Source organism: Leucobacter sp. MMO-125, from assembly GCF_037148395.1.
GTDB lineage: Bacteria > Actinomycetota > Actinomycetes > Actinomycetales > Microbacteriaceae > Leucobacter.
Genome location: NZ_JBBCTL010000001.1, coordinates 619,754 through 636,486 on the forward strand (window position 1 = coordinate 619,754; position 16,733 = coordinate 636,486).

Sequence of the window (16,733 nt, forward strand, 5' to 3'; positions counted from 1 at the left end):
CTCGATGCTCTGTGGCGGGGTCGCGTCAGCGCGGCGTGGCGACGTGCTCGCGCAAGAGGTGCACGAGGGCGGGGTCAGTTGTGCGCTCCCCTAGCAGGTTGGGTTTGCCTGCCCCGTGATAGTCGCTTGAGCCGGTGATGGCGAGGCCGGTTCGGGTTGCGGCTTCTGCGATGGGCGGCAGCCAGTCGTCGCGGTTCTCAGGGTGGGCGAGTTCGACGCCCCAGAGGCCGGCCGCTGCGAAGTCGCGCAGTTCTTGCGCCCCGGTGGGAGTGCGTTGCCTGAATGCGGCGGGGTGGGCGAGCACGGCGGCTCCCCCGGCGGCTCGCACGAGCCTGATCGCTTCGAGGGTGTCGATGGCGTGGGTGCCGAGGTAGTAGGGCGATCCGGGGTGCAGGATTTCGGCGAACGCGGTGCTGCGGTCTGCGAAGTACCCGGCGGCGACGAGCGCGTCGGCGATGTGGGGGCGGCCGACGGTGCGGGCGTCTTCTTCACCGACCACGGCTTCCCAGGTGATGGCGTAGTCGGTTGAGAGCCGTCGCACCATCTCTTGCGCTCGGGTGAGGCGGGAGCTTCGCACTTCGGCGAGCGCGGCGAAAAGCTCGCCTGCGGCTGGGTCGATGCCATAGCCGAGCAGGTGCCGGGAGCGCCCGGCGTGCTTGGTGGTGATCTCGATGCCGGGAAGAAACGCGATGCCTGCGGTATGCGCGGCGGATCGGGCTTCGTCCCAGCCGTCGATGGTGTCGTGGTCGGTGAGCGCGAAGCCTGCGAGGCCGAGTTCGGCGGCCTCATACGCGATGTCGGCGGGTCGCGTCGTTCCGTCGGAGAACACCGAGTGGGTGTGCAGGTCAAACCCCCGCTGCGTCCCAGATCGCACCATCCCCCCATCCTACGAGTTCCCGCCCTCCTCCCCACACCTATCTCCAGGGGGCGCCACGCAGGCAGCCGTAGCAGGGCGCACACGTCTCATCCGCCCAGGGCGGGGTGAGAGGATAGGGGTATGACCGAGAGCGCGCAGAACACCCACGAGGTGGAGATCGATAACAGCAACCGCAGCACCACCCCGCAGACCGCGGTGTTTCTCGAGTACATTTCTTCGCACTGGGCTGATCGCGCAGATACGATTCCGGATCCGCTGCCTGTTGCTACCTACGCGGCGAGCCGCCGTGCCGCGCTTGGCGCACTGTTCCCCGGCGAACGGCTGGTGCTGCACGCAGGTGCGATGAAGCAGCGTTCGAACGACACCTTCTACCAGTTCCGCGCACACAGTGCGTTTGCGCATCTCACGGGTTGGGGTGCTGAGAGTGAGCCCGGTTCGGTGCTCGTGCTCGACCCTGCGGGCGATGGGCACGAGGCGACGCTCTACTTCCGTGAGCGCGCGGGCCGTGACAGTGACGAGTTCTTCGCCAACCCTGAGATCGGCGAGTTCTGGATCGGCGCGCGCCCGTCGCTCGCGCAGGTTGCTGGTCTGCTCGGCATCCGCACCGCTCCGCTTGCCGAGTTCTCTGCTGCTGAGACAGACCGCACCATCGGGCGCGGCACTGTTGACGCTGACGGGGAGGTTGCGGGTGATGACGAGGAGCTTGCCCGCGCGGCATCCGAGCTGCGGCTGGTGAAGGATGCGTTTGAGCTTGCCGAGATGCAGGCAGCGGTAGATGCCACGGCGCGCGGTTTCGAGGAGGTGCTCGCTGCTCTGCCCCTGGCGAGCGCGCACCCCCGTGGCGAGCGCATTGTGGAGGGCGTGTTCAATCAGCGCGCCCGCCTTGACGGAAACACGGTCGGCTACGAGACGATTGCGGCTTCCGGCCCCCACGCCTGCACGCTGCACTGGATTCGCAATGATGGCCCAGTGCGCAGCGGAGATCTGCTGCTGCTCGATGCCGGTGTCGAGATGGACAGCCTGTATACGGCCGACATTACCCGCACGGTGCCGGTTTCTGGCACCTTTACTGCGGTGCAGCGTCGCGTGTATGAGGCGGTGCTTGAGGCTGCTGATGCTGCGCGCGCGATGGTGCGCCCTGGCATCCGTTTCAGTGAGGTGCACGATGCCGCGATGGCGGTCATCGAGCGTCGCACCCGCGAGTGGGGGTTGCTCCCCGCAGACGATGGCACCGCTTATCACCGCCGCTACATGGTGCATGGCACGAGCCACCATCTGGGGCTCGATGTGCATGATTGCGCGCAGGCCCGCCGCGAGATGTATCTTGACGGCGTGGTTGAGCCGGGCATGGTGTTCACGATCGAGCCGGGGCTGTACTTCCAGCCTGACGATTTGACGGTGCCTGAGGAGATGCGCGGGATCGGTGTGCGTATCGAGGATGACATCGTGGTCACCGAGGATGGCTGCGTGAACCTGTCGGCCGGGATTCCGCGCTCGGTTGACGAGGTTGAGGCGTGGATCCGTTCGGCGCAGGCGCGAGCTCAGGCCTAACCGCCAGCCCATGCCCCACCAGCTCTCCTCGCGCACGCAGCTTGCCGGGGTAGCATCGGTTTCCGATGTCACACATGTCTGTTCGCCCGGGGGTGTCCCGCTGGTCTCGCTTTCTCGGAGCGAGTGCTGCGGCGAGCGTGGTGGTGCTGATGGGTGCGGCGGTCCTCGCCCCGTATTCGATATCGACGGCGTTCGCGGCTGATGGCGGCACCATGCAGCAGCGGCAGCAGCAGCTCGAGGCGGCGCAGGCTTCGTCGGCGCCGATTGATATGAGCGTGGAGGCGTCGCAGCTTCCGGCGGCGGCTGGCTCGGGTGGGAAATCGGCTGCGGCGCTCTACACGCTTGAGCAGTTCATGTTCACGGGTGCTGTGAATTGGGGCGGGTATCGTTTCACCTTTTACAGTCAGCAGGTGCTGCCTGGTTCGGGGCTCAACATTCCTGGCCGCCATGTGAACGAGGCCGGCTATGTGAGCGATGCTGACGGCTTTATCGTGCTGGCGGGCTCGCATCCGAAGGGCACGGTGTTCGAGACGCCTTTCGGCTACCCCGGCAAGATTTACGACCGCGGCACCTTCGGCAATCACCTCGATGTGTACATTCGCTGAGGCGCACGGTTGTTGCGGCGGCGGTGCGCGGCTGTAGCGGATCGTGGGTGAGCCGGTTGCAGATGCGGCGGTCAGTGGCGGATCAGGCGGTGGCGGATCCCGGGTGTTCGTTGATGTCGCCGTCGACGTACACCCAGCGTCCGGCGTTGTCGCGGGCGAAGCGGCTCCGTTCGCTGAGTTCGATGCGGCCTTCGGGGCTGCGCCCTACCGCGGTGAAGGCGACCCTGCCGGTGGTGTCAGTAGCGCCGCCAGCTGTGGTGTCTCTGATGAGGAGCCGCCGCCACTCGATAGTGTCGTCGAGGTCGAGTTGCGCGGGTCGGGTGGACTGGTGCCAGCTTGCGAGCAGGTATGCGGCGTTGCCGAGCGCGAAGGCGCTGAATCGGGAGCGCATGAGGCGTTCGGCCGTGGGGGCTGGGGCGCCCTCGTGCAGCGGCCCGCAGCAGGCGGCGTAGGCGAGCTTGCTTCCGCAGGGGCAGGGGTGCTGGTCATTCACGCTTCCAGCCTAGGCCGCGCCGACGGCACCGGCGGCACCGGCGGCACCGGCGGCACCGGCATCGTCACCCCTTTGCCCACCCCGCGCACACTCCCCTCCCCGTCGGGATAGGATAGAAGCATTGCGGCGTGCTCTTGTGGCGCCGCTCCAGCACCACGACATTCGCGAGGAGACACCGTGAAGATCCGCACCCGCATCGCCACCGCCGTGACCGCGGCCATTGCCTCGGTTTTCGTGGCGGTTCCCGCTTTTGCTCACGATGGCCACGAGCACGAGTCGATGTTCTCGTCGGCCGGCCAGCCTGTCGATGTGGTGGCGATCTCGATCGTCGGCGTGGTGCTGCTCGCTGTGGTGCTGATCGGCTCGACCCTGATCGGCAACCTCTTCCAGAAGAAGTAGGCTTCCGGGCATAGCGAAAGAGGCGGCGGATCCTTCGGGACCCGCCGCCTCTTTCGGTGTTCGGGCCCGGCACACTGGCCGGGCCCGAATCACCGATGCTCAGACAACGACGCGAATCCCGGCGACCTCAGCGTCGACGGCGCCGCGCACATAGCCTGTGGGCGACGCGGCGACGGCCTGCAGAAAGTCGACGGTGTCGGCGGTGATTTCTTCGCCGGGCAGCAGGTTGGGGATGCCGGGCGGGTAGGCGGCGAGCGTGTCGGCTGAGATGCGGCCGACGGCCTGCTCAGCGGGCACGACCTCGCTGGCACCGAAGTAGGCGTCGCGGGGCAGCATGCGCAGGGCACCGGGCTCGGGCAGCTCCGGGAATGCGTGCGTCGCTTCTGCGCCGAGGCGCGCAGCTTCATGTGCGGTTTCGTCGAGTGCGGCCATGAAGCGGTCGACGTCGATCTCTCGGGTTGCGCCGATGACGGCGACGATGCTGGTAGCTGTCGACATCTCGATGTAGACGCCGTGGCGCTCTTTGAGGGTGCCGCGCACCCAGTGGCCGCTGCGGCCGAGGCGTGACACGTCGATGGGGATGCGCAGGGGGTCGGTGGCGGCGATGTCGGGGAAGGCTACGAAGCCGTCACCGATATCGGCAAATCGCGGATCCTGCCGCAGCCGGTCTCGGATCTCTGCTGCGGCCTGCACGGCACGTCCGATCCGCTCCTCCCCCGTTGCCATGGCGTGCCGCGCGACGTCAAGCGATCCCATGAGCACGCCGCTCATCGATGTCGATGAGGTCATGCTGTAGGCGCGGGCGACGAGCGGTTCGAGGCGGTCGGCGAAGGGTCCGTGGCCGAGGTGCAGCATGGCCGACTGGGTGAGGGAGCCGGCGAGCTTGTGGGTGCTCGATACGACGAGGTCGGCCCCGAGGCGCGCGGGCGACTCCGGCAGCTCGGGGTGGAAACCGAAGTGGGCGCCCCACGCGTTGTCGACGATGATGGCGGCACCGTGCTTGTGCGACACCTCAGCGAGCCCGGCGACGTCGGCGACGGAGCCGAAATAGCTGGGCGAGACCACGTAGACGCTCGACACGGCGCGGCCGGCGTTGGCTTCGCGGGTGAGGGCGGCGTCGAGGGCTGCAGGGGTGAGGCCGTGGGCAATGCCGTGGGTGGTGTCGACGGCGGGTGCCACGAAGGAGGGCACGAGGCCTGAGAGCAGCACGCCGTCGGTGAGGCTTGAGTGCATGGCGCGTTGGATCATGATGCGCTCGCCGAGGCCGCGCACCGCGATAGCGGCGGTGCGGTTGGCCTGCGAGGCACCGTTGGTGAGGAACCAGCTGCGGCGGGCACCCCAGGCGTCGGCGGCGAGCTCCTGCGACTGCTGGAGGGGGTTGTTCTCGCCGGCGTCGATGCCTTCGAGCAGCAGGGGCACGTCGAGTTGTGCGACACGAGCACCGAAGAGTTGCGCGATGTGTTCGGCGCCGCCTGCAGGGTCGTTGCCGTGCCCGGGCACCATGAGGGAGAGCGGGTGTGAGTCGCCGAACGCAGTGATGGCGTCGGCGTAGGGGGTGCGGTTCTGGTCATGGGCGTAGCGAGGGGCGGCGGGATGCCGTGCGGCATCGTTCGTCGCCTCGGGCGCGGGGAGGCCGGAGGTGCCGGTCGTGCCGGGGAGGCCTGAGGTGGAGGTTTCCTGATGCAGCATGAGCCCAGCTTTTCGCGCGCGCGGTACGCGGGGGAACCCCGCAAAGCCCTCACGGGAACCATATACTGTCTGGAGCGACGCCCGGAGATAGCCCGGTCTCGCTCCAGAAGGTGACGGGAGTACCGATGATCGATCTGCGCCAGCTGCAAGCACTCAGCGCTGTGGCAGCCGAAGGTTCGGTGGCACGCGCAGCCACGCGGCTGGGCTGGAGCCAACCCACTGTCGACTATCACCTCAAAAACCTCGACCGCCTAGTGGGTGCCGATCTCACGATCCGCAGCACCCGTGGCAGCCGCCTCACCACCGCGGGCGCGCTCATGCTCGAGCGCGGCGAGGAAATTCTGGGGCTTGCCGATCGCGCACTCACGGATGTGCGCGACCTGTCGCAGCTCGGGCGGATCCGCCTGCGTTTCGGCATCTTCCCCACGGCCGCTGCCCGACTGCTGCCGGGCATTGTGAGCCGCGTCTCCGAGTTCGGCATCGAACTCGATGCCACCCTCGAAGAGGTGTCCCCGCTGGTGGCGCGCGTGAATCAGCACACGCTCGACGCGGCACTGGTGTACGCGGCTGGCGGCTACGAACTGCCGTTTCGGTCTGAGGTGCACACTACGCGGCTGTTCACGGATCCGCTGCTGATTGCGCTCCCGGCAGCGCACCCGGCCGCGAGCCACACCCGCTTTGACCGAGCTGCACTGCTGTCGCTGGCATCGGATAGTTGGGTGGTGGGCTCCACCCCGGGCGACACGATCGATGATCTGGTGTGCGCACTGTTCGACGCGGAGGGGCACAAGATCGACGTTGCAATCCGCACCGATGACTATTCGGTGATGCTCGGTCTCATTGCGGCCGGGATGGCTGTGGGGGTGGTGCCGAGCCTGGTTGCGGCGAATCCGCCTGAGGGCGTGGTGCTGCGGCCCATCGACGATGCGCGTTTTGCGCGCGAGCTACTGCTCGCCGCACCCGCCGGCCCGGCCGGGCCGGTGACCGCGGTGCGCCAGCTCGCGGAGGCGGTGCGGCGCTCGATTTCTGCGACGGAGTGAGGCCCGTGCGGATCGGCCACCGGCCCGCGCCTCAGTGCCCGCCCGCAACTTCCTGATCGGCGGGCTTGCGCACAAAGTAGGCGAGCACGAGCGGCACGATAGAAATGCACGCCGCCACGAAGAAGGCCGCGTGGGTGCCTGGTTCGCCGGCATCGGCCGTCGACAGGCCACGGGCTTCGCCTGCGTGCAGGAAGGTGGAGTAGATGGAGATCAGCACAGCCGTGCCCGCAGCGCCGCCCACCTGCTGCAGCGTGTTCAGCACGGCCGATCCGTGCGAGTAGAGAGAGCGGTCGAGCGAGCCGAGCGAAGCCGAGAACAGGGGCGTGAACGAACTGGCGAGGCCCACCGACATGGCGATCTGCACCACGACGAGCAACCACACCGGCGTCTGCGTGCCCACCGTCGAATACATGAAAAGCGCTGCGGTGATGAGGGTGGTGCCCGGCACGAGCAGCGTTCTGGGGCCGCGGGCGTCGTAGATGCGGCCCATCACGGGGCCGAGGAGGCCCATCAGGATCGACCCTGGCAGCAGCACCAGGCCGGCGACGGTGGGGTCGAATCCGGCGACGTTCTGCAGGTAGAGCGGCAGCAGTGAGAAGGTGCCGAACATGGAGAGCGCGATCACCGCCATGATCACCACGGAGACCACGTAGTTGCGTGTGGTGAACACGCGCAGGTCGAGCAGTGCGTCGTCGCGCTTCTGCAGGGCGAGCTGACGCCACACGAACAGGCCGAGGAACACCGCACCACCCACGAGCACCGCCCACGGCGGCACGCCGGTGCCGTCTCCCGCTGCGCCGCCGTGGCCGCCGATCTGGCTCAGCCCGAAGACGATGCCACCGAAGGCGAACACCGACAGCACGATCGAGAGCACGTCGATGGGGGCCTCGCGCGTTTCGCCGAGGTTGGTCATCCATTTGGCGCCGAGCGCGAGCGCGACGACCGCGATGGGCAGGATGATGCCGAAGAGCCAGCGCCAGCCGAGGTTGTCGAGCACGACGCCGGAGAGCGTGGGGCCCAACGCCGGGGCGAGGCTGATGACGAGACCGACGCGGCCCATCATGCGGCCGCGCTGGTGAGGCGGCACGACATTCATCATGGTGGTCATGAGCAGCGGCATCATGATGCCGGTGCCCGCGGCCTGCACGATGCGGCCGAGGAGCAGCACGATGAAGCCGGGGGCGATCAGGCAGATCGCGGTGCCGAGCACGAAGGAGATCATCGCGGCCAGGAAGATCTGGCGGGTCGTGAAGCGCTGCAGCAGGAAGCCTGTGGTGGGAATCACCACGGCCATGGTGAGCATGAAGGCGCTGGTGAGCCACTGACCGAGCTCGGGCGGGATGCCGAGCGACACGTTGAGCGCGGGAATCGCGATCGCCATCGTAGTTTCGTTGAGGATGGCGACGAAGGCGGCGACGAGCAGCAGCCAGATCACTCGCATTCCTGCGGGGTCGATGCCGTCGCCCGGCACGGGTGTGGCCCGCTGCGGAGCAGGATCTGTGGTCACGGCAAGACTCCTTGAGATGGTCTGCCTCGGCCGCGGTCGCGCAGAAGACCATTCGGAGGCAGACGCACTAGCTTACGCGCTCGGGTGGCGTCTGTGCAAGGTCTCGTGGGGTGGCGGATCGGGCATTGCGGGTGCGGGGCATGCGGGAGCGGGGCATGCGGGAGCGGCGAAGCCTCCCGACCCTGGGGGTGCTCAGGGCCGGGAGGCTTCGGAGGGGGCAGCCTGGGTTAGGCAGCTGGGGTGGGGGTCTCCTGCTGCTTCTTGCGGCGGCCGAAGATCGCGAAGAGGATGCCGCCGGCGATGAGGATCGCTCCCCCGATACCGATCGCGGTCATGCCGGCACCACCGAGCACGGGCAGGGCGCCTGCGGTGCGCTGCGCGTTGGCGATGTTCACCGTCGCACCGGCGCCCGAGAGATCGGTGCCGGGGTAGACGGTGATCTCGGTCGGTGTGCTCGATGCGACGTAGCCTGCGGGGGCGGCGGTCTCAACCACCCAGTACTTCGTGCCCGCAGCCGACGCTTTCAGACCGCCGATAACCGCGAAGCCGTGATCGGCACCCTGATCCTTCGTGGTGAAGGTCTTGTTGTCGGCGTCAGCACCCGCACCCGGGCCGAAGGTGAGACCGCCCGTGACGGGCTGCCCCGCGGTGACCTGCGCGGCTGCTGCAGTGGCGGCGGCCTGAGTGGTGAACACCTGGAACTTCGCACCCGCGAGACGCTTCGCGGTGTCGCCCTGCACGTGCTTGTTCAGGCGAGCGGTGCCCCACAAGGTCTCGGCATTGGCAAACTTATTGATGCCGTTGACTGCAAACTCGGCTTCATTGCGAACCTTTCCGTTCGCAGGGATCGCCAGCACTCGCGTCTCGTACACGAACTCAATGATTGAGCCCGGACCTGCAGTGTTTACCTTCATGAGCCCACTACCCGAGAGTTCGGTAATTGGCCCCGGGCTCGAACTGGATGCCAGATCTTCAGGATGGAGCGGGACAGGTGCCCCGCCCTTCGGCGTCACGGTCGCGCTATCGGGGAACTGGGTTCCGTCGTCGGCGCTCCACACTTTGTTGGTGTCCCACCGCGCGAGCGAATCGAGATCCGGCATTTCGTACACCCCGTAGGTCGATACCTGGTATCCCGCACTGTCAGGCAGCTTGGTAGACACCCGCCATGTCACCTTGTCACCGATTGCGTGCGCGGACGCATCGTCCACGGTCTTCACCGTGTACGGGTCATCACCGAGGGTGTTCTTTGGGTAGGCGTGCACGTCGTAGCGGAAGGTGCCCGGCTCTGTCGTCGGCATCGGGAGCGTCACCAGGAACGGCTGCGCGGGGGTCTTGATCGAGTTCGACCCCGTATTGGTCTCGGTCACATAGAACAGGCCCACCGAGAGGGTGTTGAACACGGCAAGACCACCGTTCGCGGTCACCTGCTTCACCGGAGCACCCAGCGTTGCGCTGCCCGGAACGAACGGGGTAGTGCCGTTGAGGTACGGCTGGATGGTCGCCCACCCGGCATCGGTGGTGAGATCGACCGGCTTGCCACCAATCTGGGTGACCTGCTGCACGGTGAACTCGATCCCGTTGATCGGGAGCGCGTCGGCGGGCAGGCTGCCGGGGGCGAGTTCCGAGCCGTCACCGGCGACACCCGGGGTGGCGGGCTGCGACAGCTTATGGATGGTGAGGCTGCGCGGCTGGTTCGGGTCGATATTCGACGGCGCCGCGGAGGCCGCGCTGACCGCGACCCCCATCAGCGCGGTCGCACCCAACGCGACAGCCGCGACCGCGGCGCTCAGCCGCCTCGTGGTCCTGGACATAGTGTGTTTCCTTTCCTCCACCCCCGAGGGGGAATCCTTTGGTGTTACAAAAACTGCAATTCAAATCGCGCTTCAGGCACGGACGACCCGGCCGTCTGCGGCACCCGGCGGCGACGCCAGAACACGGCAGCGAGCAGGCCGGCCGCGACAATCAAGCCACCCCAGGTGAGAATCCCCTGCACGGTCGCACCGCCCAGCACCGGGAGCGGGAACGCAAACCACTGCGGCGTCGCAAGCGACACCTTGCACGCAGGCTGCGCACCGCCGCACCCGGTCGGCTTCACCACACCATCACCGGTGACGCTGTTGACGAGCGGCACCCCGTAGGCGTCGTTGTTCACGGTGACCGTGTAGGAGACCTGCTGCGACAAACCCGGCGCCACATTCGGCACCTGCCACGACAACTGCGACCCGGCACGCGTCACCCCCGCGGGCAGGTTGCCGGTGAGCTTCGCACTGTTCAGCACCTGCGACGCATTATCCTGCACCACCAGGCCAGACAGGGACATGTCCCCCGTGTTCGTGGCCGTCAGCGTGTACGTGACCTGCTCACCCGGCCGCACCGTCGCACCATCCGCAACGGGCACAGCCTTCCCGCCGCGCTCCACGGTCGCGGTCTTTGACAGTTCCCAGGCTCGCTTCCCGAGCGACGCTTCAAAATCATCGGACGCGGAGACGAGCATGCCGGAGTCTGTCACTTGACCCGAGAGTGTCGCGCGATCACGATGCAGCGGATTGCTCGCGTCAAGCGGGGGAAGCCACCAGCCACACTCAAGCGGCCAGCCAGGACGCAACATGTACTCGGAACCATCTGCCAAATACCGCATCGGCGACTCATTCGGCGTAACACCCGCCCCACCGTGTTCCCAACATATGAGATCCGTGATCGCAGGGCCAGCCAGAGTGACATCACTCAGCGCAAGATTGCGGATCGGACTCGTACCCGAATTCTTGAACTCCATCCTCACGACTTCCACCTGCGTCTGACCCGCAGCATCCGGCGGCAACACCACCGGATCACCCATTTCCCCAAACTTCCGAGCCGCAATCGGAGAACTACCCAGAACCAAAGCGGCATCCACATGCGTCCGAAACTTCCCGCTTTCTACCGTGATAGGAGCTGCAGCTCCGGTCAGAGGATCAAAGCAACCCACCGGATCCGGATTGGCAATCATGGGACAACCCGCCAGTGCAGGCGAAAACGGGGCAAACCCAAAACTATAGACAGACGGATTTTTCCCAGGACCAAACACCGCATCGACTACCGCCTGCGACGGTGCCACTCCCGCAATACTCGCAACAACGCGATATCCGTTTCCCGGTGGGACGTTAGGTATGCCATACGACATTCCTTCCTCCGTGACCACTTCACCGATCTTGGTTCCCTGCGCGTTGAAAAGCTGAAACAGTACTCCCCCAACTCGGATCATCTGCTTCGGCAAGTAGGCAACGCCCGCAACCGTGCCCGGAGCTACCTTCGCCACCGGAATCTTCACCGGCACCTGATCACAGGAATCCGGGGTCGTCGCATTCTGGCCGTTGGCCTTCGTGTCGCAGGACGCATTGCCGGGGATGCCCTGCGGGTCAGGGCTTGCACCGGGATCCTTCGGCAAGATCGGCTTCGCACGACCAGCAGCCTGGTTCTTCGCAATGCCCGCGAACGGGGTCGACGGCGACGTGAACCACGCCTGATTCAACACATTGCGCGCCGCGGCACCCTGGTTCGTCTTACCCCGCACCACCACCTCGACCTTGCCGCCAGCAGGGATGCGGTCGATACCGTACTGCCGCTCCACAAACCGCGCCGCACCATCTGCGACGGGAGTGATTGACTTCGGGGGGACGGCGTCGGCGAGGGTGCGGGCGAAAGCGCCCTGCACCGGCTGCGCCGTCACGTTGCTACTGTAGCCGCCGTTCCCGTTGACACCACTGCTGCCGTTCCCCCAGGAATACACGCGCCCATCACTAGCCCACGCGTATCCACCTTGATAGCTGCGGGCGATCACCTGCGTGCCCCCGGCAGGCAGACCCTGCACTGACTGCGCCGTCACATTGTCCCCGGTACCACCGTTCCCGTTCGAACCATTACTCCCGATCCCCCAGGAGTACACGCGCCCATCACCCGCCAACGCAAACCCACCGGCAGAGTGGCGGGCGATCACCTGCGTGATACCCGCAGGCAACCCCTGTACCACCTGCGCCGTCAGATTGTCCCCGGTACCACCGTTCCCGTTCGAACCATTACTCCCGGTCCCCCAGGAGTACACGCGCCCATCACCCGCCAACGCAAACCCACCGTAAGTGCCGCGGGCGATCACCTGCGAGACACCCGCAGGCAAACCCTGCACCATCTGCGCAGTCATATTGACTCCGGTGCCGCCGTTCCCGTTCGAACCAGTGCCGCCGTACCCCCAGGCGTACACGCGCTCATCACCAGCTAACGCGTACCCACCGAAATAGTCACGGGCAATCACCTGCGAGACGCCCGCAGGCAAACCCTTCACCAACTGCGCCGTCAGATTGTGACCGAAAACATTGTTCCCGTTCGCGCCAAGATCACCGATCCCCCAGGAGTACACGCGCCCATCACCCGCCAACGCACACCCACCGTAATTGCCGCGGGCGATCACCTGTGTCACCCCCGCAGGCAAACCTTGCACCAACTGTGCCGTCAGATTGTCACCGGTACCACCGTTCCCGTTCGCACCATAGGTGCCGTACCCCCATGAGTACACGCGCCCATCACCAGCCAACGCGAACCCACCGAGGTAGCTGCGGGCAGTCACCTGCGTCACCCCCGCAGGCAAACCTTGCACCAACTGCGCCGTCAGATTGTCCCCGGTGCCGCCGTTCCCGTTCGCACCATTGGCGCCTTGCCCCCAGGAGTACACGCGCCCATCACCAGCCAACGCATACCCACCACCGAGGCCGTGGGCGATCACCTGAGTCACACCCGCAGGCAGACCCTGCACCAACTGCGCCGTCAGATTGTCCCCGGTGCCGCCGTTCCCGTTCGCACCATTGGCACCTTGCCCCCAGGAGTACACGCGCCCATCACCAGCCAACGCATACCCACCAATGGAGCCGCGGACGATCACCTGCGTCACACCCACAGGCAGACCCTGCACCAACTGCGCCGTCAGATTGTTGGCGGTGCCACCGTTCCCGTTCGCACCGTTACCGCCGTGCCCCCAGGAATACACGCGCCCAGCCACGGTGAGCGCGTAGCCTCCCTGCGCTGCGCGATCCACAACGTCTTTCACGGGTTCTCCGATTTGCCCGTAGATCGCTTCCATGTCGTACACCCCGTCTGAGGCCGTGTCGGTGAGGGTGCCCGCGGTGATGTCGGTGTCGCCGAGGTTGGTGATGGTGACCTGCCACGCCACATCACAGATGCCCGTGGTGTCGTTGCACATCACTTGCCCGGCGCTCTTGTCGATGTCGACCTTGGGGTGAGTGTCGGCAAACCCGAAGTCGACACTGCTGACGGTGCCGCCGAGGCTGACAGGGAACGGGGTGGAGGCGAGCTGTGCTTTGGTGAGCCGTTGCCCCTTGTACGAGTAGGTCGGGTCGACGGTGGCGGTTTTGCCGTAGTAGCTGGTGGTGCTCGCGGGGAGGTTCGCGCCGCGGCCGGTGATCTTCACCACGTAGTCGCCGGAACGTACCCCGGGGAAGGTGTAGCTGCCGCCCGCGGCGGTGGTGGCGGTTTGCACCGGGTTCTGCTCCGCCACCCCGTTCGGGGCTTTGAAGAGGCCGACAGTGACCCCGGCGTACCCGGGTTCGGTGCCGTTCTTAGCCCCGCTGCTGTCGAGGTCGTTCCAGATCGTGCCGGTGACGGTGCCAAGCACGGTGTCGATCTTCCCCGGCCAGGGTGCCGCACTCGCAGCCCCACCCCCGGCGGGATGCACCCCTCCCGCCCAGAGCAGGTACGCGTCACCGGCCGTGTTGCCTGAGGTTGCGGCGGTGACCGTGAGGCGCGCGTTCGCGCCCGCGTCGGCTGCGGACAGCACCACCTTGAGCGCGGTCGCCGCAGCAAGCTGCGCCGGGGTGGCAGCAGCCACCGGCACCCAGGTGCTTTCCGAGGGCACGAGGGTGGGGTTTGCTTGGGTGGTGTAGAACAGGGTCGCACCCTCCGTGGTCTGCTCCGTCACCAGTGATGCAGTTGTGAGGGTGCGGGTGCCGCCGAAGTGGGAGCCGCCGCCCGACCAGGTGGGCACGAGCGCCCCATACCGGGCCGCATCCCCCGGGCTCGGGAGCGCGACCACGGTCTCTGAAGCACCCGAGGAGGCGAGGTCGACCGTCCAGGAGAGCGCGTCACCGGGCTGCACCTTCACGGGCTCCGCGGTCACCTGCGCCAGCGACGACGACTGCGCCAGCACCGCCGCCAAGGCATCAGCCACGGCGGGCACCGGCATCGCCGACCCCGCGGGCTGCTCCCCCGTCACCGCGAAGGCCGCCGCGTTCGAGACCGCATTCCGGGCGGTCCGGGTGGCCTGCGCGGTGTACTTAATCTCAGGCAGCGTGGCGATGCGAGTGGTCGCGTTCCACGACTGCGCAAACATCGGTGCCTGCGCGGGAGTGAAGGTGAGGGTGGCGGGCTTCGACTGCGGATCGCCACACACCCGACCCGTAGGGCCAGCGATGGCGTCGGTGACGGTCATCACCCAGCCAGGGGTCTGATTCACCGGGGCCGTCACACAGCGATCCAGGGTGACGGTCACCTGCGGGGCGAAGCCCGCACCCACAATCACGGGCTTTTCGATCTTCGGGGTGACCGTGTAGGTGGTGGCCCCGCCGGGGTACACGCTCACCGGGCTCACGGTGTGCGTGAGCTGCAGGGTGGGGGTTTCGGGGAACACGAGCCGCACCACACCCGGGGCGGACACCACGCTCCCGGCGCCCACCCGGCCACGCAACGTGTCCTGAGCAAGCACCCCGACACCCGGAGCGACGCCCTCACGAATGCGCGAGGGCAGGGAGACGGTGTACTTGCCCGCCCCGGGGTCGGTTGCAACCGGGAGCGCGCCGGGCGCAAAGATGACGCGGAGCGCGCGGGCATCCTGCGGGGCTTGCTCTTGCTCCACCCAGCCCGCGGTCACTGCGGTGTCTGCCACCGGGGTACCGGTCGCGGTCGTGGACCAGAACAGCCGGTACTTCGACCCATCCACCGGCTTCCCATCAGGGCCGGTCACATTCACCAGGCCGTCCACGCGTTGCAGGGTGGGGTCCCACTCGTCAGACACCACAATCTCGGGCGACTGGGCGGGCTGACCCTGGGCTTGGAGCTCGTTCGTGTAGACGGAGAGCTGCTGCCGGAACTGCGCCCCGGGCGCGAGTTCTGCAGGCCACCCCGGGTTCGACACCCCCGTCTGCACGGCGTTCGCCCAGAAGCGGTTGCCCGGCTCAAACTTCGACACCGAATCATCCCTGGGATACTCCACCTGCTTCCCGAACTGCGCACCCGGCGTGGGCACCGGCCGATACACGGTCACCGCGGAGAAGTCATTGTTCGGGAACACCGCACCCGCCGTCGCACCCGTCGCCGCATCCAGAGTGGCGAAGGTCTTCGGTTTGCCACCACCGGGCTGCGAACCATCACCATTGTTCAGATAGTCGGGCGTTGCGAACGCGGTCTTCGCAACATCCAGTTGCACCTCGTACGTCTTGGAGTCGCCCTCGGCAAGCTCGGGCCACTTCCCACCCGGCAACGCAAACGTCAGCGTCTGCGTGCCCGAGATCGCGCCCTGAATCCACCCGTCCGTCACCGGCAGCGTATAGGTCCCCACCTTCCACACCGTGCCAGCGGGGAACGCCGACACATTCACCCGCGTCTGCCACGCGGTCGACGCGGTCGCACCCTTCGACGGGGAGAAGCCCGGCTTGCGCAGTTGGGTGGGGCCCACAATGAAGCTGCCCGTGCCATCCCCATTCCAGAGGTACGAGGAGGAGCTAGGGCGGATGATGAGATCCGCCAGCGGTGCCGACACCACCGACACCGCGCCACCCTCGACCGAGGTGTACAACTGCTGCCCCTGCAGACCCAACTGCGCAGTGATCTTCTGACCCGCCTGCACCACACCAGCACTATCCGCTGCCGTCGCGATAACGGTGCGTGTCACACTGGCCGACACTCCCGCCGACACACTGAACACGCACGCACCCGACACCACCGACGCCGACGCTCCCGGCACCGACTGACACAACTGCGCCAACGACCCCGCAGACACCGACAAATGCGAAGTGCCCGCGAACTTCACCGACACCTGCCGCGCCGCACCCGGCAAAAACCTGAGCGCCAACTCGTAGCCGACCACATCACCAGAGGACACCACCCCGTCAGAGGCCGTGTTATCACCCGGCGAGAACCCATTCGGGGTGTTCACAAACGATGCCGACGAGGTGCCATGCCCGGTGCCATCGAACACCTTCGTGAAGGTCATCTCGGTCTGGGGGTTCGGGCCCGGAGCCGCAGACGCGAGCCCCGCAGTCACCGCAACCCCGCCACCCGCAAGCAGCGCGACAACCGCCACCCACGCCGTGCTGCGCCGAAACACCCCACGCAGACGTGCCCACGACGAACGACGCGAACGAAGGGAACTCATACACGCACCCCGAAGTTGAGCTGCCGCGGCCGGTGAGACGCCGCCGATACCTTCAAGCTGTTCACCGAACGGGACAAGATACGATCTGCCACGTCAGGCTGAGGCTCGCGAGCACCATCAACGCCTGCAGTTCGCACGAAAGCAACACCCCTCAGAGCC

At 66.8% G+C, this 16,733-nt stretch carries 10 protein-coding genes; 4 read left to right on the forward strand and 6 right to left on the reverse strand.

Translation table 11 applies throughout. The features are described 5' to 3' along the window. Positions 1-25: 25 nt before the first annotated feature. Entirely contained in the window at positions 26-877 is an 852-nt protein-coding gene (locus WFI54_RS02805) for a PHP domain-containing protein (RefSeq protein WP_336651270.1), read from the reverse strand. A 120-nt stretch (positions 878-997) separates the two neighbouring features. Between WFI54_RS02805 and WFI54_RS02810 the strand changes: the two genes are divergently transcribed. Continuing rightward, complete coding sequence (locus WFI54_RS02810; RefSeq protein ID WP_336651271.1) at positions 998-2,428, forward strand: aminopeptidase P family protein; 1,431 nt, start codon at positions 998-1,000, stop codon at positions 2,426-2,428. A 74-nt stretch (positions 2,429-2,502) separates the two neighbouring features. Beyond that, positions 2,503-3,033 carry a hypothetical protein gene (locus WFI54_RS02815; RefSeq protein ID WP_336651272.1) on the forward strand — a complete coding sequence of 177 codons (531 nt, stop codon included), beginning with the start codon at positions 2,503-2,505 and terminating at the stop codon, positions 3,031-3,033. Between the two features lie 82 nt (positions 3,034-3,115). On the opposite strand, the gene WFI54_RS02820 is transcribed toward WFI54_RS02815, so the two are convergent. Then, positions 3,116-3,526 carry a YchJ family protein gene (locus tag WFI54_RS02820; RefSeq protein WP_336651273.1) on the reverse strand — a complete coding sequence of 137 codons (411 nt, stop codon included), beginning with the start codon at positions 3,524-3,526 and terminating at the stop codon, positions 3,116-3,118. Between the two features lie 177 nt (positions 3,527-3,703). Between WFI54_RS02820 and WFI54_RS02825 the strand changes: the two genes are divergently transcribed. Beyond that, entirely contained in the window at positions 3,704-3,925 is a 222-nt protein-coding gene (locus WFI54_RS02825; protein WP_336651274.1) for a hypothetical protein, read from the forward strand. Positions 3,926-4,024: 99 nt separating this feature from the next. Here WFI54_RS02825 and WFI54_RS02830 read toward each other — a convergent pair whose 3' ends face one another. Continuing rightward, positions 4,025-5,614: an aminotransferase class I/II-fold pyridoxal phosphate-dependent enzyme gene (locus WFI54_RS02830; protein WP_336651275.1), complete on the reverse strand. Its 1,590-nt coding sequence runs from the start codon at positions 5,612-5,614 to the stop codon at positions 4,025-4,027. A 125-nt stretch (positions 5,615-5,739) separates the two neighbouring features. On the opposite strand from WFI54_RS02830, the gene WFI54_RS02835 reads away from it, so the two are divergent. After that, on the forward strand, positions 5,740-6,654 hold the full coding sequence (locus tag WFI54_RS02835; protein WP_336651276.1) for a LysR family transcriptional regulator: 915 nt from the start codon (positions 5,740-5,742) through the stop codon (positions 6,652-6,654). A gap of 31 nt (positions 6,655-6,685) precedes the next feature. Here the strand turns inward: WFI54_RS02835 and WFI54_RS02840 are convergent, their stop codons facing one another. The 3 genes from WFI54_RS02840 to WFI54_RS02850 all read right to left on the reverse strand — a co-directional run bounded on the left by WFI54_RS02840 (position 6,686) and on the right by WFI54_RS02850 (position 16,574). Further along, positions 6,686-8,161: a DHA2 family efflux MFS transporter permease subunit gene (locus WFI54_RS02840; RefSeq protein ID WP_442918366.1), complete on the reverse strand. Its 1,476-nt coding sequence runs from the start codon at positions 8,159-8,161 to the stop codon at positions 6,686-6,688. Positions 8,162-8,388: 227 nt separating this feature from the next. Further along, on the reverse strand, positions 8,389-9,972 hold the full coding sequence (locus tag WFI54_RS02845) for a SpaH/EbpB family LPXTG-anchored major pilin (protein ID WP_336651277.1): 1,584 nt from the start codon (positions 9,970-9,972) through the stop codon (positions 8,389-8,391). Positions 9,973-10,016: 44 nt separating this feature from the next. Next, positions 10,017-16,574 carry a DUF7927 domain-containing protein gene (locus tag WFI54_RS02850; RefSeq protein ID WP_336651278.1) on the reverse strand — a complete coding sequence of 2,186 codons (6,558 nt, stop codon included), beginning with the start codon at positions 16,572-16,574 and terminating at the stop codon, positions 10,017-10,019. Between the last annotated feature and the right edge of the window lie 159 nt (positions 16,575-16,733).